This is a genomic window from Thaumasiovibrio subtropicus, assembly GCF_019703835.1.
Classification (GTDB): Bacteria; Pseudomonadota; Gammaproteobacteria; order Enterobacterales; family Vibrionaceae; genus Thaumasiovibrio; species Thaumasiovibrio subtropicus.
Genome location: NZ_AP023054.1, coordinates 1,017,055 through 1,035,574 on the forward strand (window position 1 = coordinate 1,017,055; position 18,520 = coordinate 1,035,574).

The 18,520-nt window shown below is 46.8% G+C and carries 18 protein-coding genes and 1 tRNA gene; 16 read left to right on the forward strand and 3 right to left on the reverse strand.

The window, feature by feature from the left end:
• Nucleotides 1-294: 294 nt before the first annotated feature.
• The 10 genes from TSUB_RS04840 to purF all read left to right on the forward strand — a co-directional run bounded on the left by TSUB_RS04840 (nucleotide 295) and on the right by purF (nucleotide 9,572).
• Nucleotides 295-1,065: an ABC transporter ATP-binding protein gene (locus tag TSUB_RS04840; protein WP_087019963.1), complete on the forward strand. Its 771-nt coding sequence runs from the start codon at nucleotides 295-297 to the stop codon at nucleotides 1,063-1,065.
• 72 nt (nucleotides 1,066-1,137) lie between these two features.
• Nucleotides 1,138-1,911, forward strand: coding sequence for an ABC transporter substrate-binding protein (locus TSUB_RS04845; protein WP_087019958.1), 774 nt, complete (start codon nucleotides 1,138-1,140; stop codon nucleotides 1,909-1,911).
• Between the two features lie 64 nt (nucleotides 1,912-1,975).
• Entirely contained in the window at nucleotides 1,976-2,716 is a 741-nt protein-coding gene (locus TSUB_RS04850; protein WP_087019955.1) for an ABC transporter permease, read from the forward strand.
• A gap of 2 nt (nucleotides 2,717-2,718) precedes the next feature.
• On the forward strand, nucleotides 2,719-3,402 hold the full coding sequence (locus TSUB_RS04855) for an ABC transporter permease (protein ID WP_087019952.1): 684 nt from the start codon (nucleotides 2,719-2,721) through the stop codon (nucleotides 3,400-3,402).
• A gap of 93 nt (nucleotides 3,403-3,495) precedes the next feature.
• Nucleotides 3,496-4,281 carry a tRNA pseudouridine(38-40) synthase TruA gene (gene truA, locus TSUB_RS04860; protein ID WP_087019947.1) on the forward strand — a complete coding sequence of 262 codons (786 nt, stop codon included), beginning with the start codon at nucleotides 3,496-3,498 and terminating at the stop codon, nucleotides 4,279-4,281.
• 317 nt (nucleotides 4,282-4,598) lie between these two features.
• Nucleotides 4,599-5,528 (forward strand): acetyl-CoA carboxylase, carboxyltransferase subunit beta, encoded by a 930-nt coding sequence (gene accD / locus TSUB_RS04865; RefSeq protein ID WP_087019943.1) that lies wholly within the window; start codon nucleotides 4,599-4,601, stop codon nucleotides 5,526-5,528.
• Nucleotides 5,529-5,600: 72 nt separating this feature from the next.
• The gene (gene folC / locus TSUB_RS04870) at nucleotides 5,601-6,851 is read left to right on the forward strand and encodes a bifunctional tetrahydrofolate synthase/dihydrofolate synthase (protein ID WP_087019985.1); all 1,251 of its coding nucleotides are present in this window, start codon (nucleotides 5,601-5,603) and stop codon (nucleotides 6,849-6,851) included.
• Nucleotides 6,852-6,859: 8 nt separating this feature from the next.
• Nucleotides 6,860-7,462, forward strand: coding sequence for an SPOR domain-containing protein (locus tag TSUB_RS04875; protein WP_087019940.1), 603 nt, complete (start codon nucleotides 6,860-6,862; stop codon nucleotides 7,460-7,462).
• A gap of 64 nt (nucleotides 7,463-7,526) precedes the next feature.
• Nucleotides 7,527-8,015 carry a CvpA family protein gene (locus tag TSUB_RS04880; protein ID WP_087019937.1) on the forward strand — a complete coding sequence of 163 codons (489 nt, stop codon included), beginning with the start codon at nucleotides 7,527-7,529 and terminating at the stop codon, nucleotides 8,013-8,015.
• A gap of 36 nt (nucleotides 8,016-8,051) precedes the next feature.
• A complete protein-coding gene (gene purF / locus TSUB_RS04885; protein WP_087019935.1) occupies nucleotides 8,052-9,572 on the forward strand; it encodes an amidophosphoribosyltransferase in 1,521 nt (506 codons plus the stop codon).
• 72 nt (nucleotides 9,573-9,644) lie between these two features.
• Here the strand turns inward: purF and TSUB_RS04890 are convergent, their stop codons facing one another.
• Both TSUB_RS04890 and TSUB_RS04895 read right to left on the reverse strand, forming a co-directional pair.
• Entirely contained in the window at nucleotides 9,645-10,244 is a 600-nt protein-coding gene (locus tag TSUB_RS04890) for a Yip1 family protein (RefSeq protein WP_087019932.1), read from the reverse strand.
• A 235-nt stretch (nucleotides 10,245-10,479) separates the two neighbouring features.
• Entirely contained in the window at nucleotides 10,480-11,358 is an 879-nt protein-coding gene (locus TSUB_RS04895; protein ID WP_087019929.1) for a LysR family transcriptional regulator, read from the reverse strand.
• 336 nt (nucleotides 11,359-11,694) lie between these two features.
• On the opposite strand from TSUB_RS04895, the gene TSUB_RS04900 reads away from it, so the two are divergent.
• The 3 genes from TSUB_RS04900 to galU all read left to right on the forward strand — a co-directional run bounded on the left by TSUB_RS04900 (nucleotide 11,695) and on the right by galU (nucleotide 14,292).
• The gene (locus tag TSUB_RS04900) at nucleotides 11,695-12,744 is read left to right on the forward strand and encodes a response regulator (RefSeq protein ID WP_087019925.1); all 1,050 of its coding nucleotides are present in this window, start codon (nucleotides 11,695-11,697) and stop codon (nucleotides 12,742-12,744) included.
• 129 nt (nucleotides 12,745-12,873) lie between these two features.
• A complete protein-coding gene (rfaH, locus tag TSUB_RS04905; protein ID WP_087019922.1) occupies nucleotides 12,874-13,362 on the forward strand; it encodes a transcription/translation regulatory transformer protein RfaH in 489 nt (162 codons plus the stop codon).
• 27 nt (nucleotides 13,363-13,389) lie between these two features.
• Entirely contained in the window at nucleotides 13,390-14,292 is a 903-nt protein-coding gene (gene galU / locus TSUB_RS04910; RefSeq protein WP_087019919.1) for a UTP--glucose-1-phosphate uridylyltransferase GalU, read from the forward strand.
• Nucleotides 14,293-14,373: 81 nt separating this feature from the next.
• On the opposite strand, the gene folD is transcribed toward galU, so the two are convergent.
• A complete protein-coding gene (gene folD / locus TSUB_RS04915; protein ID WP_087019916.1) occupies nucleotides 14,374-15,234 on the reverse strand; it encodes a bifunctional methylenetetrahydrofolate dehydrogenase/methenyltetrahydrofolate cyclohydrolase FolD in 861 nt (286 codons plus the stop codon).
• Between the two features lie 335 nt (nucleotides 15,235-15,569).
• Here folD and TSUB_RS04920 point away from each other — a divergent pair.
• The 3 genes from TSUB_RS04920 to tig all read left to right on the forward strand — a co-directional run bounded on the left by TSUB_RS04920 (nucleotide 15,570) and on the right by tig (nucleotide 18,520).
• Nucleotides 15,570-15,646: transfer RNA gene (locus TSUB_RS04920), tRNA-Arg, on the forward strand.
• Nucleotides 15,647-15,897: 251 nt separating this feature from the next.
• Nucleotides 15,898-16,854 (forward strand): hypothetical protein, encoded by a 957-nt coding sequence (locus tag TSUB_RS04925; protein WP_087019913.1) that lies wholly within the window; start codon nucleotides 15,898-15,900, stop codon nucleotides 16,852-16,854.
• A 364-nt stretch (nucleotides 16,855-17,218) separates the two neighbouring features.
• Nucleotides 17,219-18,520, forward strand: a complete 1,302-nt coding sequence (tig, locus tag TSUB_RS04930) for a trigger factor (RefSeq protein WP_087019982.1) — start codon at nucleotides 17,219-17,221, stop codon at nucleotides 18,518-18,520.

Consider the following 18,520-nt stretch of genomic DNA (forward strand, 5'->3'; position numbering starts at 1 on the left):
GCCAAGCCTGCCGTAAGGGCAATTATTAACTCTATTAAAGTAGGTAGATAGAATGTTGAGTAAGCCTAGTTAATGGAGTTTTGTGAAGAATGATTGTGCCATTACTTTATTAACTAGCTTTTCTTTAGTTGCTTTGTTTTTGCGTTAATATTCAGTATAAGTGATTGATAAATCGCTCTGTGCGAGGTTAATAAATTGTTGCGGCGTGTGGTCTTAGGTGTTACTTTCAAACAGGTGCGCAGTAAATAGACAAAAACAATGACTGCCGATGCATAACACTGGGGGTAAGCTTTGATGAGTGAGGCCATTGCGCTGCAGGTTAAAGATCTTCATAAAAGTTTCGGAACGAATCAAGTACTCAAAGGAGTATCGCTCGATGCTCATAAAGGTGATGTGATATCAATCATCGGCTCTTCAGGATCTGGCAAGAGTACCTTTTTGCGTTGTATTAATCTTCTCGAAACCCCTACCTCAGGCGAAATCTGGGTCAATGGTGAATTGATTGAATTGAAGCAGAAAGGCCGGGGCGATGCGGTGCCAGTCAGCGAAAAACAAGTGCAGCGTATTCGTTCACGCCTCGCGATGGTTTTCCAAGGTTTCAATCTTTGGTCGCACATGACGGTATTAGAGAATGTCATTGAAGCACCTGTCCATGTTTTGGGTGTGCCTAAAAAAGAAGCGACAGAAAAAGCGCTAGCACTGCTAAAAAAAGTGGGTCTGTATGAGCGCCGTGATTACTTTCCTGGTCACTTATCCGGTGGGCAGCAGCAACGTGCGGCCATAGCAAGAGCGTTAGCCGTTGATCCAGAGGTGATGTTATTCGATGAACCAACCTCTGCGCTTGACCCAGAATTGGTAGGAGAGGTACTGAATGTCATGCGTGAACTGGCTGATGAAGGGCGCACTATGTTGGTTGTGACACATGAAATGGCCTTTGCGCGTGACGTGTCGAACCACGTTATGTTTTTACATCAAGGGCGAGTAGAAGAGCAAGGTGCGCCAAATAAGCTATTCTCTAATCCAAGTACAGAGCGTTTGAAGCAATTTATATCTTCTATTTATTGAGGTTTACCAGCAACCGCACAGCATTTTGGGGAATGCGTTTGTGGGGTTGACGATGTCAGACAGGAGACGAATATGAAAAAATGGATCATCGCCGCGGTTATGATGGCGACACTAGGCGCTACTTCCGCAATCGCAAAAGAGTGGAAAGTGGTGCGTTTTGGTATCGAAGGTGCCTATCCTCCTTTCAGTTGGACAGAGCCAAACGGCGATTTGAAGGGCTTTGACGTCGATATGGCGAATGCACTTTGTGAAGAGATGAAAGTGAAGTGTGTGCTAGTGGCTCAAGATTGGGATGGCATTATTCCATCACTGTTGGCGCGAAAATATGACGCGATTATTGCTGCGATGTCTATCACTGAAGAGCGCAAGCAACGTGTTGATTTTACGGGTAAGTACGCACTGATTCCGAACAAGTTCGTTGCTAAACAAGGCACTGAAATTACCTTCACTGAAGAAGGACTCGCAGGGGTTAAAATTGGTGTGCAACGCGCCACGACCCATGATAAATACCTCACTGATAACTTTAAATCGGTCAATATTGTTCGCTATGGCACATTTGACGAAGCGTATCTAGATTTGAAGGCCGGGCGTATTGCAGCGGTACTTGGCGATGCATCGGCGCTTGAAGAGGGGTTGTTGAATAAACCCGGTGGTGATAGCTATACCTTTGTAGGCCCTTCGCTAACAGACCCGCAATGGTTTGGTGATGGTTTTGGGATTGCTGTTCGCAAACAGGACAAAAGTTTAACTGCGGCTCTCGACGCGGCAATATTGAGCCTTCGTGAACAAGGCATTTATCAAGAGATTGCGGCGAAGTACTTTAACTACGACGTTTACGGTGAATAAGTCTAACAGGGGAGACATGGTGTCTCCCCATTTTGCCCCGACTAACTGAGTTGAGGTCTGCAAAGTGTTTGATTTACAGGGCTATGGATGGTCATTGATCGAAGGCGCATGGGTAACAATTGAAGTTGCTCTGCTTTCCCTATTGGTCGCAATGACATTAGGGATGCTCGGCGCGCTTGCCAAGCTTTCACCCTATGGATGGGCTCGGGCGATTGCCACGCTGTATACCACAGTGATTCGTGGTATCCCCGATTTGGTATTGATGATGCTGATTTTCTTTGGTGGTCAGATCCTGCTGAACAATAGCTTATATGGCGTCAATTCGTGGTTAAATGAGTGGATGACCAACCGAAACCCATCACACGAGTGGGTGTCTTACTTGCCTGATTATATTGATGTCAGCCCTTTCATCGCTGGTGTTATTACTATTGGTTTTATTTTTGGTGCTTACATGGCGGAAACGTTTCGTGGCGCCATTCTTGCTGTGGACAAAGGGGAGTTGGAAGCAGCGAAAGCGTATGGGATGAGTGGTTTTTTGAGTTTTAGGCGGATCTTGTTACCACAAATGATTCGCCATGCATTGCCTGGATTTGGGAACAATTGGCTGGTACTGCTGAAAACCACTGCCTTGGTCTCGATCATCGGCTTAGATGATATGGTTCGCAAAGGCGCATTAGGCGCAGGTGCAACGCAGCAACCTTTCACATTCTATTTCGCCATTGCACTTATTTTTCTGTTCTTTACCTCGATTTCAACCGCAGCTTTAAGCTGGGCAGAACGTCGATATAGCATTCATACGAGGTAATGATGGACTTTTCTATTTTCCTCAAAGAGTGGCCAATTTACTTTGAAGGTTTATATACCACCGTTTGGTTAGTTGCCTTGTCTTTAGTTATTGGGTTGATAGTGGCAGTGCCAATTGCGGTTGCAAGAAATAGTGCCTATCGGCTTCTCGCATGGCCAGCTTGGACATTTATCTATTTCTTTCGTGGCACGCCATTGTTGATTCAGCTTTATCTCATTTACTATGGCCTGAGCCAACTCATTACTGTGCAAGGTACCTTATGGCAAGAGGCTTGGTTTTGTGCACTCGTTGCTTTTGTACTGAATACCGGGGCCTATACCGCTGAGATAGTCCGCGGTGCGATTAACGGTATTCCTAAAGGTGAAGTAGAAGCGGCGTTGGCTTATGGCATGAGTAAAAGCCAAGCGTTTCGTCGAATTATCTTTCCGAGTGCGATGCGAAGAGCATTGCCCGCTTACAGCAACGAGGTGATTTTTATGCTTCATGGCTCAGCGGTTGCAGGTATTGTCACCATTGTTGATCTGACGGGGGCGGCACGCATCGTTAACTCTCGTTACTACGCGCCATTTGAATCATTTTTGATGGCGGGCGCTTTTTATATGGTACTCACGTTTCTGATTTTATGGGGGTTTAGGACATTAGAGCGCCGTTTTTTAGCGCATATGCGTTCGCTTGAGTCTTCATAAAACCGCACTGCATGAGGGGCAAGGGGATGCCCCTATTTCTCATTTCCGTGTATAATCCGCGCCCTTAGTAAATCAAGTCTTGAGGTATTGCCCATGCGAGTCGCCCTGGGGATTGAGTATGACGGCGCAAAGTATTCAGGTTGGCAGCGCCAGAATCATACTATTGGTGTTCAAAATAAACTTGAAGCAGCATTGTCAAAAATCGCTAATCATCCTGTCGATGTTCAGTGTGCTGGGCGCACGGATGCCGGTGTCCATGGTACGGGGCAAGTTGTCCACTTTGACACAGAAACCGCTCGTAAAATGGTGGCATGGCAAATGGGGGCGAATGCGAATTTACCGAAAGATATTGCCGTGCGTTGGGCAAAAGAAGTCCCGGCTGAATTTCATGCGCGCTTCAGCGCAACCGCACGTAGGTATCGCTACATTATTTACAATCACCACCTTCGCCCAGCGATACTTCATACTGGCGTCAGTCACTATCATGGTGAACTCGATGCCGATAAAATGCATGCCGCGGGACAAGCGTTATTAGGTGAAAATGACTTTAGTGCTTTTCGTGCAGCCTATTGCCAGTCCCACAGCCCATGCCGCAATATCATGCACCTTAATGTGAGTCGTCAGGGGCGATACGTCATTATCGATATTAAGGCAAATGCGTTTGTCCATCATATGGTTCGTAACATTACGGGCAGCTTGATTGTAGTAGGTAAAGGTGAGCAGCCTCCAGAGTGGATAGCATGGTTGCTTGCTCAAAAAGATAGAAATCTAGCAGGTGCGACAGCAAAAGCCGAAGGTCTTTACTTGGTGGATGTTGATTACCCAGCCGAGTTTGAACTACCACGTGCGCCAATTGGTCCCTTATTTTTAGCTGACTAAGGCACGATATCGAAGCCGCTCAATATAGAGTGGCTTTTTTGTTAATTTCGCCAAAAATCACGGGAAATGTGGCAATTAGGACTGCAACGTGAGTGCTATGTCGTTCATTGTCGGTCTTTCTGCTTGGGCTTGCAGTTTTGTTGAAACTGCTAGACAGTTTCGGCCGAAATTTAAACATCATCACGACTTAAATAGGTACAACCAGTTTTTTGTCCACAGTTTTGCCACTTTGTGCTTTAATCCGTGGTTGTGAAATTAACTAATATTGTGTACCTGCTGCGCTAAATGAGCAGGTAAATGTTGAGATAAGGTCGTCCATGAGCTGGCTTGAAAAGATTAAGAGTAATATTGGGTCTTCGCGTAAGGCATCAATTCCAGAGGGAGTATGGACCAAGTGTTCATCATGTGATCAAGTCCTCTATCATGCCGAGTTAGAGCGAAACCTAGAAGTGTGCCCTAAGTGTGATCATCACATGCGAATGAAAGCTCGCCGCCGCTTAGAAACATTTTTAGATAAAGAGAATCAAGTAGAATTAGGCGCAGATTTAGAGCCTAAAGATCTACTGAAATTCCGTGATTCGAAAAAATACAAAGATCGCCTCGCGACTGCGCAGAAGAACAGTGAAGAGAAAGATGCACTAGTTGTTATGCAGGGTACCTTGCTGGGTCAGCCTATCGTTGCTTGTGCCTTTGAGTTCCAGTTTATGGGTGGCTCAATGGGATCAGTGGTGGGAGCACGTTTCGTTAAAGCGGTTGAAGCTGCGATTGAAAACAAGTGCGGCTTTGTCTGTTTTTCTGCAAGTGGTGGTGCGCGCATGCAAGAGGCGTTAATGTCTTTGATGCAGATGGCGAAGACCAGCGCGGCTCTTGAACGTTTATCACAAGAAGGCCTACCTTACATCTCTGTGTTGACGGACCCAACCATGGGTGGTGTCTCTGCGAGTTTTGCGATGCTAGGTGATGTGAATATTGGCGAGCCCAAAGCACTAATCGGCTTTGCTGGTCAGCGTGTTATCGAGCAGACTGTACGCGAGCAACTACCAGAAGGTTTTCAACGCAGTGAATTCTTATTAGAGCACGGTGCGATTGACATGATTGTTGACCGTCGTGAGATGCGCCAGCGCATCGGCGGCTTGATGGCGAAGTTTACTAATGTACCGTCGCCATTAGTTGTCTCGGTTGAAAAACCAACTGATGTGGAAACGGTAGAAGGTGAGTTGGTTGACGAAGACGAAAACCAACAGTAAGTGACTTCGTTGTTGCAAGGAAAGTCTGATATAGTTAAGCCCTTGCAATATCAACCGAGTGACACTGACTTCATGGCAGATAATGTTGTCCCGCAAGCCACGTCGCCTTTGGCCACGTGGCTTACTTATTTAGAAAATTTACACACGAGTGCGATTGACCTTGGACTTGATCGTGTTCAAGCGGTCGCCGAGCGCGCTTCCTTAACAAAACCCAGCCCTTTTGTGATTACCGTTGCCGGTACAAACGGCAAAGGCTCTACCTGCGCGCTGTTGGAGTCTATCTTACTCACCGCAGGCTATTCTGTTGGCGTGTACAGCTCACCTCACCTAATCCGATATGCCGAGCGCGTGCGTATTAATGGTGAAGAGCTTCCCGAGGCAGAGCACAGTGAAGCGTTTGCTGAGATTGAATTTCAACGTGGTGAAACCAGTTTAAGCTTTTTTGAGTTCGGCACGTTAGCGGCATTGGCGTTGTTTAAAAAGCATCAGCCTGACGTGGTGTTACTGGAAGTGGGATTGGGTGGACGGTTAGACGCGACCAATGTCGTTGACCACGATATTTCAGTGATTACCAGCCTAGCCGTGGATCACGTTGATTGGTTGGGCGATGACATCAATGTGATTGGCTTCGAGAAAGCAGGTATTTTCCGTGCCAACAAGCCTGCAATTTGCGGACAACCTTTGCCACCAGCAACTGTCGCAGCCCATGCCGACGATATCGGTGCTAACTTGTATCAAGTTGGCTACCAGTTTGAGTATCAGCAGCAGGGGGATGTGTGGCATTGGCGCAGTGGCGCGTTTGACCTCAATAACCTCCCTGTCCCTGATTTGCCGTTAGCCAACGCTGCTACGTCAATTATGGTGCTAGGCGTGAGTCCTTTCGATATTTCAGATCAACACATCGTTGAGGGATTGAAGAATGCGCAATTGGCTGGTCGTATGCAGGTCATTGCCCAATCACCTTACACCGTGCTCGATGTCGCGCATAATCCACATTCGGCCAATTATCTGGCAAGTTCTCTCAAGCGCAAGCAGGGTAAAGGCAAAGTACATGCTGTTGTCGCCATGCTTCACGATAAAGACATTGAAGCGACACTGGCAGAGATGACGGATGTGGTTGATTATTGGTATGCCGCTTCATTGGAAGGCCCGCGGGCAGCATCTGCCGAGGAGCTGCTATCACATCTGCCGCAACAGGCCTCTTCTCATCCTTCACCGGTATTGGCCTATCACGCGGCTGTTTCTGCGGCGAACGAGAACGATATCGTGCTGGTGTTTGGATCGTTTTACACTGTTGGACAGATCATCGACGAACTAGGTTAGGAGACGCTGTGGCCAGTAAATTTCAAAGCCGACTGGTTGGTACCATCATTCTTGTTGCGATTGGGATCATTTTTCTACCTGATCTCTTTGACGGACAGAAAGCGCATTACCAAGAGGAGTTTGCAAGTATTCCGCTTCAGCCTGAGTATGAAGCGGTTTATGTTGAGCAAGATGTGCTTCCACCAGACGTCATGCCTGTTGAACCTGAACCCGTCATGGAGCAGTTTGAAATTGTCGATGCACAACCCGCGAAGCCTGTAAGCTCAAGCGGGGAAGAAGACCTTGTTATCGATGATGTACAGGCACTGCCAATCGAGACTTTGGCGACGGTTGAAGTCGCGCCCGAGAAGCCTCAATTGGCAGACACCAGCTGGGCCGTTCAACTGGGTGTGTTTCGCAATTACAACAATGCGAGCAGCTTAGTGGAGCAATTGAAAGGCGCTGGCTATCAAGCGCATGTGTTACCGAAGCAACCTGTCGAAGGCGAGTTGGCGCGTGTCTTAGTCGGCCCTGACCTCTCCAAGCAAAAGCTTGAGGGGCAACTGGATGCACTGCAAGAAATAACGGGATTAAGAGGCCGTTTGGTTAGATTTAATCCACTCAACCCATAGGAAAACGTTTGCGTCGTGTTTTTTTCTGATAGAATACGCGCCAACTTGGTAGTGATAACAAGATATGCTTTGGATTGATTACGTCATTATAGGGATCATTGGCTTTTCCGCCTTGGTGAGTTTGGTGCGTGGATTTGTCAAAGAGGCGCTGTCTTTGGTGATTTGGTTTGGGGCATTTTTTGTTGCCAGCAACTTTTATCTCCAGCTTGCCGCTTACTTCACTAACATCAGTGATGAAATGGTACGAAATGGCGCAGCTATTGCAGCTTTGTTTATCGCCACTTTAATAGTCGGTGCAGTCGTTAACTATGTGATTGGTCAGTTAGTACAAAAAACGGGCTTGTCAGGTACAGATCGTGTGCTAGGCATCGTGTTCGGTGGATTGCGGGGCATCTTAATCGTTGCCGCGTTGCTGTTTGCCACTGACGCGTTTACGACCCTCTCCAGCAGTGATTGGTGGGCAGAGTCGCAGCTTATTCCACGGTTTGGTGTAGTCATCGAATGGTTCTTCTCTTACCTAAAAGAGACATCCAGCTTTTTACCCGGCGCGTAATCGCGCCGTTTTAATACGAGACGAGGACTTAAGGGCATGTGTGGTATTGTCGGAATCGTAGGGTCATCCCTGGTAAATCAGTCTATTTATGATGCGCTAACCGTATTGCAGCATCGCGGCCAAGATGCCGCGGGTATTGTTACCATAGATAGCAATCGTTTTCGTCTGCGTAAAGCAAACGGTCTAGTAAAGGATGTGTTTGAAGCTAAGCATATGCAACGCCTTCAAGGCACTGTGGGTATTGGTCACGTACGTTATCCAACCGCGGGTAGCTCAAGTGCATCAGAAGCTCAGCCTTTCTATGTTAACTCACCTTATGGTATTGCGCTTGCACACAACGGCAACCTGACGAATGCTGCTGAGATTCGTGAGACCTTGTTTGAAAAAGCGCGTCGCCACGTGAACACAACGTCTGATTCAGAAGTACTCTTGAATGTTCTGGCTTATGAACTAGAGCAAGCGAGTAACTCGCCATTGACGGCAGAAGATATCTTTACCGCTGTTCGTGAAGTACATAAAACCGTGCGTGGCGCATATGCTGTTGTGGCGATGGTGATTGGCCATGGCCTGTTGGCGTTCCGTGATTCACATGGTATCCGTCCGCTTTGTCTTGGCAAGCGTGAGATGGAAGACGGTAAAACGGAATACATGGTGGCATCAGAGTCTGTCGCGCTTGATGCGGTTGGGTTTGATTTTGTTCGTGATGTTGCACCTGGCGAAGCCGTTTATATCAGCTTTGATGGTGAACTACATACCGCGCAATGTGCAGAATCGCCATCACTGAATCCTTGTATTTTCGAGTTTGTTTACTTCGCCCGTCCTGATTCATTCATCGATAAGATTTCAGTGTACAGTGCTCGCGTTCACATGGGTAAGAAGCTTGGTGCGAAAATCAAGCGTCAATGGGATGACTTGGATATCGATGTGGTTATTCCTATTCCTGAAACGTCGTGTGATATTGCGCTAGAAATTGCCCAAGAGTTGGATAAACCTTATCGTCAAGGTTTTGTCAAAAACCGCTATGTAGGCCGTACCTTTATCATGCCGGGTCAGCAGTTACGTCGCAAATCAGTGCGCCGCAAGCTAAATGCTATTCGCTCGGAATTTAAAGGCAAGAATGTGCTGCTTGTTGATGACTCGATTGTACGCGGTACAACGTCTGAGCAGATTATCGAAATGGCACGTGAAGCTGGTGCAAATAAAGTGTATATGGCATCGGCGGCACCAGAAATTCGATTCCCGAATGTGTACGGCATCGATATGCCAAGTGCTAACGAGCTGATTGCACATGGTCGTGAAGTGGAAGAGATCAGTGAAATCATTGGTGCTGATGGTTTGATTTTCCAAGATCTAGATGACCTTGTCGCTGCAGTGCAATTGGGTAACACAGATATCGAGCGCTTTGAAACCGCTGTCTTCAACGGTGAATATGTGACTAACGATATTGACCAAGCTTACTTAGACTACCTAGACTCGCTCCGTAATGATGACTCAAAGACCATGCAAGAGATTAAGCAAGATCTTGCCAATCTAGAGCTGCATAACGAAGGGGCTTAACCGCGTCTATCGTATCGGATTGAAAAAGAGTGGCGTAAATCGCCACTCTTTTTTTGTGTCTGCTATTTCGGCTCAGCTTACAAATTGCGGCCCAAAGCCAAAATTCCACAAGATAACTGAACTGGCCATGATAGTGACGAGCAACACCAAGCCACAAGTCACCACTGAGCTTGCGTAGATAAACCCTCTGTCTTCTGGGATGTGCATCAGAATCGGAACACCGGTGTAGAGCAGGTATACTGAGAAACTTAACCCGACCAAGCCTACCATCATTAAAAACCAAATATGAGGATAGAAAGCGCCCAGTGCCGACATGAAGAGAGGGGTTGCTGTATACACCGCTACTTCGAAGCATTGCGTGTACTCTGGCTCAGAGCCGAAGGTACGACTCATCCAATACGTTAAGTAACCCAATGCAAAAACACCGCTCACTAGGGCAATGTACATGCCGATGGCCATGAAGATCGCGCTGCCAGCCGTGAGGAAAATAGGGTCGCCTACACCAATCTGCCAGCCAATGAATACACTGGAAATGTAAGCGCAAACAGGGGGGAGAATAGCAACAATTAACAGGTGACTGAGGCTAGCACCGATACCTTCGTGTTTTTCATCTATGGTGTGCCATTCTTGTTTGGGGTGCGTGTATAGCCCGACTAAGTGATCTAGTAACATAACGTGCTCCGTGTATTTAAACTAACCAGTGTGTTCAAACATCAGTGTTGTACGAATTATTTTGAAGTAGGTATCACTGAGTTCGTCGTCTCACTGGCAACATGCTTTTTAGTCACTATGTCGTCGGATAGAGGCGGCGAGTGTTAACACATTTATAACATTTAGTCCGGATATCTAGGGCTGGCAAGCTTTGAGGAGCAAAGAAAAAGGAGCATTTAGCTCCTTTATGACTGCCTTAGTGCGAGAATTTGAAATAGTCACTCGCGAACTCAATGAAAAGCCGTAACTTTTCAGGTTGGTGATCCCTATGGTTGTACATGAGATAAATGTCGCGTGGGTTAGCGGACCAGTCGTTGAGAATACGAACTATCTGGCCATTATCGATGTACTTTTGCAACATAGGTTGAGGCATCAAAGTGATGCCGAGTCCATCGCAGCAGGCCTCGCGCACCACATTGAGCTGCGTCGCTTCAAATCGGCCACGATCACTGATGGTAACGCTTTCCCCATCATTATTGGTTAAGCGCCAGCGCAATAAAGGCTGGCCTTTCAATAGGGAATGCGCATGCAGATCATTTGCATGGGTCGGCTCTGGGTTATTTCTTAAGTAATCAGGGCTGGCGACTAAGATGTCTTCGACGGAACTGATTTTTCGTGCAATAAGGCTGGAGTCGCGCTGTGGACCCACACGGAATATCAGATCCCAGTCGGTTGGGTCGAGTTGGTCTGAATGGCTAATTGACAGCTCAATATTGATAGAGGGATGTTCGGCCATAAACGCATTGAGCATTGGCTGCAATACCGTTTTGGTGAGGTTAAAAGGCCCCGCAATTCGAAGCTTGCCAGAAGCACCGCGCACTTCTTCACTAATATGCTCTGCGTTATTAACCAGTTGCTGCAGAAGTGGTCCGCACTCTTCGTAGAACTTTTTGCCCCCTTCTGTGAGAGAAAGCTTACGCGCATGTCGGTTCAACACGCGAATGTTTAACGACTCTTCTAGCGCTTGAATACGGCGTGTCAATGTCGCAACTGGAATCTGCGTCTTCCTTGAAGCTGCGGTAAAACTGCCGTTCTCGACGACGAGTCGAAAAATGTTTAAATCATCCAGTTTCATAATGCACAAGTGTTATTTAGGTAAACTACGATTGTATCTCAGTAAAAGTAAACGAGAACTGTTTTTTTCGCTCTTCTTGTCAATTACTCAATCATGAAGTGAGTCAATTCGGTAACATATTGACCCAAATCAATAAATATACCCCCCCTTAAAATGTGACTTGGGCTGAGGAGTTCTGCTGAAAACGAGACAGATAGTGGGGTAGCGACTACGCTTTAGACACGTTTTCATAGTTATGGCGGTGGTATGCGGCAATCTCTCAATGGTCAGTTTTCCTACGATGAGCAGCCAAGTTTTAGGGCCGCTAATGCGTCGGAATTAAGTAAGGAAGAGAAGGTGCTCGACGGCAAAGAGGTGCTGATTGTTGAGGACGATCCTATTTTTCGCAATATGATTGTTCAGTACCTAAAGACGGAAGGTTGTCAAATTAGCGAGGCTGAAAATGGCCTCGAAGGTCTTCGTGCACTCCGTAATTCGATTCCTGATCTCTTGCTTTGCGATCTCTCTATGCCGGTGATGAATGGTATGGAGTTTGTGGAAGAAGTCAGTGTTCAATATCCCATGCTACCTGTGGTTGTCTTGTCTGGCACGGAAAAAATGTCGGATGTCGCAACTGCGTTAAGGTTGGGCGTCAAAGACTTTTTGATCAAGCCGCTGAGCGATATCCGCTCGTTGGGAACAGCGTTAAGTTCTGTGCTGTCTACGGCCGATGATGCCATCAGCCATCAACATGATTTCTCTCACCATTGGTTTGACGTAAATGGCATGCAGGCTCAAAACGATGAGTTGGAACGTCATCTAAATGAGCTTCAAGAAAACCCGGTAGCCGCAAGAGACTTATTAGTCGGGCTGATGCCAAATACCCATTCCAAACAAGGCGACTGGGAACTCAGATATCAAGTGTTGCAATCAGCAGAAGTCTCACCAGTATTGCTAGATTATACTTGGTTAATGGATGGCAGGCTGGCGTTTTATTTAATTGATTCCGATTCGGCTAAGGACGCAGGTACGGCAACAACGCTGTTAATTCGCGCCTTTTTTAATGACTATTTACGGACTCAGTTGCCCCAGCAGCATGATATTACTGAGTTAGTCAAAGTGCTTGAAAATGGCATTATGCACTCAGGGTATGCAACGCCGGTAAAAGGTATTTTTGGTATTTTTAATGCGTGCGATTGCTCATTGCAGATAGTGCCAACAGGCATAGGTGCAAATCTTATTACTGCAGAAGGCACGCGACCCGTAGCGGCGATGAATTGGCTAGGAAAATCAGCCCAAAAGAACCCGGTATTACGCACGTTCTTGCCGGATTCTGGTGCACGACTATCACTTTCAGAGCTAGGCTCTGCAACTTTCAGTATTACGATAGGTCGAACTAACCGTTAGAGACCGATTAAAAACTGTGATGCGAAGGTCGATTTTTCGGCACTTCGCTTTTTTTCTTGGTTCTCTTTCTTGCTCTCATATAGCGGGAGCTTATAATCGGTTCGTTAGGCTAGAGAAAATGGTTAAAAAATGAATCCCTGGTACCTTTTATACTGCAAGCGAAGTGAGCAGACGAGAGCAACAGTTAATCTTAATCGTCAAGGGGTTGATTGCTACTACCCAAAAGTGACCGTTGAGAAAATGAAGCGAGGTAAACGGGTTCAAGTGGAAGAGCCATTGTTTCCTTGTTACATGTTTGTTTCTTTTGACTTAGAGAAAGTCTCCTTTACCTCAGTGCGTTCGACGCGTGGTGTGTCTGATTTTGTTCGTTTTGGCGCTTACCCCCAAGAAGTGGCCAAGGAACTGATTTTTTCCATGATGTCGCAGGAAGATAATGACGACTATCGCGAGCAACTTAATGACCTGCCGACAGAAGGGGATCGTTGTACGATTCAGAGTGGTCAATTTGAGGGATTTGACGCCATCTACAAAGAGCCAGATGGTGACAAACGCTCTATCATGCTGGTTACCATGATGGGCAAACAAGTAGAAGTGAGCGTACCCAACACATCGATTTGAAATCAAAAATAATGAATAGGACGTGATATGTCTCAGGTTAAGAAGGCCGTTATTCCCGTTGCAGGATTGGGAACGAGAATGCTGCCCGCGACAAAAGCCATACCAAAAGAGATGCTACCCATCGTCGATAAGCCACTCATTCAACATGTGGTGAATGAGTGTGTAGCGGCGGGTATTAAAGAGATTGTGTTGGTTACACATTCATCAAAGAACTCCATTGAGAACCACTTTGATACCTCATTTGAGTTAGAAGCAACGCTAGAGAAGCGTGTTAAGCGCCAGTTGCTAGAAGACGTGCAATCTATCTGCCCGAGTGACGTGACCATCATGCATGTGCGTCAGGGGCAAGCAAAAGGCTTGGGTCATGCAGTACTTTGTGCGCGCCCATTAATTGGTGAGCAGCCTTTTGCTGTCGTGCTACCTGATGTGATTTTGGATGACGCAGCCAGTGACTTGCGAAAAGACAACATGGCGAAGATGGTTGAGTTATTCAACGAAACAGGTGTTAGCCAAGTGATGGTTGAGCCTGTGCCAATGGAAGATGTTTCGAGCTACGGTGTGGCTGATATTGATGGTGTTGTGTTGAATGCAGGTGAAAGCTCAGCGATGACCGCTGTTGTCGAGAAACCAGCACAAGAGAAAGCGCCCTCAAATCTTGCGATTGTCGGACGCTATATTCTGCCTGCTGATATCTGGGATATGCTGACACGTACGCCACCAGGAGCAGGTGATGAGATTCAATTGACCGATGCGATTGATATGTTAATGGCAGAACAGCAGGTCAATGCTTTCCATATGTCGGGTAAATCGCATGATTGTGGCAGCAAACTCGGCTATATGAAGGCGTTTGTCGAGTATGGTTTGCGGCATGAGAGTATTGGCCCGGCGTTCAAAGATTATCTCGCTACTCTGATGGCGAACCGTAAGTGATGGCTTGAATAACGTTTCTTTCAAACATCAAGAACTAGATAGAGAACAGGCCGCAACTGCGGCCTGTTTTTTATTATAAGCTTAAGAGTCAGAATGGTATTGCTCACAAGCTAACAAAGTGTTCTCGATGAGCGTGGCAACCGTCATCGGGCCAACGCCCCCAGGGACTGGTGTAATGTGGGAGGCTTTTTGAGCTGCGATATCATATTCAACATCACCGACCAAGCTGCCATCGTCGAGACGATTGATGCCCACATCAATCACAATTGCACCCTCTTTAATCCAATCGCCTGGAATAAAGTTCGGTTTGCCCACCGCAACAACAACAAGGTCTGCTTGGCGTACATGACCTTCTAGATCTTGAGTAAAGCGGTGACAGGTTGTTGTGGTACAGCCAGCAAGCAATAGCTCTAGTGTCATGGGACGACCGACAATGTTCGATGCGCCAACCACAACGGCATGCTTACCATGGGTCGGAATATTATAACGCTCGATGAGCGTCATAATTCCCTTTGGGGTACAAGAACGTAGTTTAGGAATGCGTTGGCAAAGACGCCCGACATTGTATGGGTGGAAGCCATCAACATCCTTTTCAGGAATGATGCGTTCCAGTATCTCGGTGCTATCCAAGCCTGCTGGAAGCGGAAGCTGGACCAAAATGCCATCTATCGTGCCATCTGCATTGAGCTCGTCAATCAGAGACAGTAACTCTTCCTGCGTTGTCGTATGTGGCATGTCAAACGATTTAGAGATAAAACCGACTTCTTCGCACGCTCTACGTTTACTACCGACATACACTTGCGATGCAGGATCTTCACCGACGAGGACTACGGCGAGTCCTGGCGCCCTTAAACCGGCATCGGTCCGCGCTTTAACGCGCGCAGCGACTTCTTGGCGGACGGTTTGAGAAATGAGGCGACCATCGATAATTTGCGCTGACATGGTTTTCCTTTTGTGATCATGGGCTGACGTTTTGTCGCATAGTTTGGCAGAGATTGTTAATAAGATCCACTAAGCAAACGTTTGCGTCGGGGGTTATTTAAATGAAATGTTAACGCTAAGTTTTTGACAATACTGTAAATAAACCGAGAGAAGGGTAGGCAAAAAAATGGAGCAACTATTTGGATGGTGCCACTTAATTTCTGGAAAGTTTATGCTATCGCCGTATTGTTAGGCGCTAAGAGGCCAGACTTTAATCACTTGAACTAAAAAACGAAATTTTCTCTGGGTCGCCCGTTGACCTCACGAGTTCGACCCGTATAATCACTTCCCACAATGCGCCCTTAGCTCAGTTGGATAGAGCACGTGCCTTCTAAGCATGTGGTCACAGGTTCGAATCCTGTAGGGCGTGCCATATTGAGAAAAGCCAACCTTCGGGTTGGCTTTTTGCGTTGTGCACCATTTTCCCATCTCTGCTGATTTTTTCTCCAGTTGCGTAAATACTCTCAGGAATCATGATCTCACCCCAGTTATGTTTTCGAACCGATAGGCATAATCAAGAGGGTGTAAGAAAATATCTCTTGGTGTGTCGTTTCATGAATCAAGGAGGGTTTGTGTCTCGCCGAGGGGTAAAAGGGATAGCGGTTATAGGGGGGAGTTTAGGTCATGCGATCGCAGTCAATACGTTGTGATTTGGGATTTTTTAAGCAAGAAGTTAACACAGCAGAAGCGCTACCGCTGTTGCTTGCAGAGCAGGTAAAAGGGCTAGCTAAACCCGATGAGATGTTGTTGTTTAAGCAAAAGTTTGGCGACTACGCTAAAGCGTACAGTGTTTGTCTTGTTTATGAAGACAACATTGCCTGTCTAACCTATGATGATCATCAGCTCATAACGCATCGCGCGCCGATTTCAGCATTGCAACTGCTGTACACCGAACAAAATGGGCAAAGAGAAGCTGTTCATCTGCAGTTCTCTGATTGGTCTATGGTTTTCGAATACCAACGTAACAAACCTCATCCCATCGATGATTTTTTGACATTGCTTCGCCAAGGTGGGAAATCGACAGTGGCGGTAAAAAACAATGTACTGCCAATGCATTCATTAAAACGTGTCAGAGATGTGCCTTTACCTGAGCAAACCCGCAGGCATTCTGGCCAACCTTTACCTAACGCCTTGTTGATCAATGTTTGCCAATCCAGACCCAGTGCTGAAACGGTCGATGAACAAACGAAATCATACTGGCTAGTCGAGCAAGCTTGGAATGCCGATTTATCATTGTTGGGGCATTTTCGTAGTGAAGTAAGGCAAGCGAACGCGAGAGGAGGATTGTCTCGCTTGTGGCAACAAGGTGTGACCATCACGCAACCCAAAACAACCCTCTCTTCTATCGCGCGCCATACGGTCGTATTGGGCTGTAAAGAAGAGTATGTCGTTGTGCAGTGGCGAGAGGGTGATCGTTCGTGTTTAGTCTGCCGCCGTGAATCTCAAGATCAGTCTAAACCACTGAGTTTAGTGCAGAGCAACGAAGACAGCATCGATTGCATTGCGTTGCAAGCGGGTACGACCAATATTGCACTTTCGTCGAGAGAGTGGAAAAAGTTAGCACAACTCGGCATCGTATAAGCGCAACGATGTCGCGGAGTAGCGCTGCATTTAGACGAAAGAATGCGCAAAGTTTGGCAATAATCGCTAATTTTTACAGTTTTTTTTTGAATTCTCCTTGAAACCCAGTTTTTCGCCCCAATAATTCGTTTAAATCACGTTTCGCAGTGGCTGTCTCGACGTTGAGGAATGAGATCGCTATAATGTCGCGTCTCTATTTCCATCCCTGTTTCTGCGTGTGATTGAATTTAGATACGCTAGATAGAATTCAGGTGTCATGGTTGCGCCAAGAGGGCAATGCCATGACAGAAAGGATGCCACGATCGGCACTCATGTCGATTATTTACTCAGTCATCCTGAGTTAATTTTTGAGGTTTATAAGAAAATGCAAGTTACCGTTGAAACCACAGAGGGCCTAGGTCGTCAACTTACTATCACCGTGCCAGCAGCGAACATTGAAGATGCTGTAACTGCACAGCTGCGCAACATTGCTAAGAATCGTCGTTTCGATGGTTTCCGTAAAGGTAAAGTGCCACTGAAGCTAGTTAACCAAATGTACGGTGCTTCTGTTCGTCAAGACGTAATGGGCGAAGTGATGCAGCGTCATTTCATCGAAGCGATCGTTGCAGAAAAAATCAACCCAGCAGGCGCACCAACTTTCGAGCCAGTTGAAGTTGAAGCGGGCAAAGACCTAGTATTCAAAGCGTCTTTCGAAGTTTACCCAGAGATCGAACTGAAAGGTCTTGACGCAATTGCAGTAGAAAAACCAGCAGTTGAAGTGAAAGATGAAGATGTCGCTGAGATGCTAGAGACGCTACGTAAGCAGCAATCTACTTGGGCTGAAGTTGAAGCAGAAGCTGTTGCTGATAGCCGCGTAACTATCGACTTTATCGGTTCAATCGACGGTGAAGAGTTCGAAGGTGGTAAAGCAGAAGGCTTCCCACTAGAAATGGGCCAAGGCCGCATGATCCCGGGCTTTGAAGACGATATCGTAGGTAAGAAAGCAGGTGACGAATTCACTATCGAAGTGAACTTCCCTGAAGACTACCACGCTGAGAACCTAAAAGGTAAAGCGGCGAAGTTTGAAATCAAACTTCACAAAGTTGAAGCACGTGAACTGCCAGAGTTGAGCGACGAGTTCGTTGCTAAGTTCGGTGTTGCTGAAGGCGGTGTTGACGCGCTGAAAGCGGAAGTACGTAAGAACATGGAACGCGAGCTTAAGCAAGCGATCAAGACCCGTATCAAAGATCAAGTGATCAACGGCCTTGTTGAGCAAAACGAGATCGCTATTCCTGCTGCGTTGATCGATCAAGAAATCAACGTTCTGCGTCAGCAAGCAGCACAACGTTTTGGCGGTGATGCGAAGAACTTACCTGAGCTTCCACGCGAGCTATTTGAAGAGCAAGCACAACGTCGCGTTTCAGTCGGTCTACTATTAGGTGAAGTGATTAAGTCTGAAGAGCTGAAAGCTGACGACGAGCGTGTTAAAGCGTTAATCACTGACATGGCTTCTGCATACGAAGATCCAACGGAAGTTGTTGCTTACTACGAGAAGAACGAAGAGCTGATGAACAACATGCGTAACGTTGCTCTAGAAGAGCAAGCGATCGATGCGCTACTTGCTAAAGCTCAAGTTTCTGAAAAAGAAGTTGGCTTCAGCGAGCTGATGAACCAGCAACCTGCATAA

Bases quoted from the DNA above. Each gene is read 5' to 3' on its own strand.
- TSUB_RS04840 (WP_087019963.1), top strand. From the start codon at position 295: ATGAGTGAGGCCATTGCGCTGCAGGTTAAAGATCTTCATAAAAGTTTC.
- TSUB_RS04845 (WP_087019958.1), top strand. From the start codon at position 1,138: ATGAAAAAATGGATCATCGCCGCGGTTATGATGGCGACACTAGGCGCT.
- TSUB_RS04855 (WP_087019952.1), top strand. From the start codon at position 2,719: ATGGACTTTTCTATTTTCCTCAAAGAGTGGCCAATTTACTTTGAAGGT.
- truA (WP_087019947.1), top strand. From the start codon at position 3,496: ATGCGAGTCGCCCTGGGGATTGAGTATGACGGCGCAAAGTATTCAGGT.
- accD (WP_087019943.1), top strand. From the start codon at position 4,599: ATGAGCTGGCTTGAAAAGATTAAGAGTAATATTGGGTCTTCGCGTAAG.
- folC (WP_087019985.1), top strand. From the start codon at position 5,601: ATGGCAGATAATGTTGTCCCGCAAGCCACGTCGCCTTTGGCCACGTGG.
- TSUB_RS04880 (WP_087019937.1), top strand. From the start codon at position 7,527: ATGCTTTGGATTGATTACGTCATTATAGGGATCATTGGCTTTTCCGCC.
- purF (WP_087019935.1), top strand. From the start codon at position 8,052: ATGTGTGGTATTGTCGGAATCGTAGGGTCATCCCTGGTAAATCAGTCT.
- TSUB_RS04890 (WP_087019932.1), bottom strand. From the start codon at position 10,244: ATGTTACTAGATCACTTAGTCGGGCTATACACGCACCCCAAACAAGAA.
- TSUB_RS04895 (WP_087019929.1), bottom strand. From the start codon at position 11,358: ATGAAACTGGATGATTTAAACATTTTTCGACTCGTCGTCGAGAACGGC.
- rfaH (WP_087019922.1), top strand. From the start codon at position 12,874: ATGAATCCCTGGTACCTTTTATACTGCAAGCGAAGTGAGCAGACGAGA.
- galU (WP_087019919.1), top strand. From the start codon at position 13,390: ATGTCTCAGGTTAAGAAGGCCGTTATTCCCGTTGCAGGATTGGGAACG.
- folD (WP_087019916.1), bottom strand. From the start codon at position 15,234: ATGTCAGCGCAAATTATCGATGGTCGCCTCATTTCTCAAACCGTCCGC.
- TSUB_RS04925 (WP_087019913.1), top strand. From the start codon at position 15,898: ATGCGATCGCAGTCAATACGTTGTGATTTGGGATTTTTTAAGCAAGAA.
- tig (WP_087019982.1), top strand. From the start codon at position 17,219: ATGCAAGTTACCGTTGAAACCACAGAGGGCCTAGGTCGTCAACTTACT.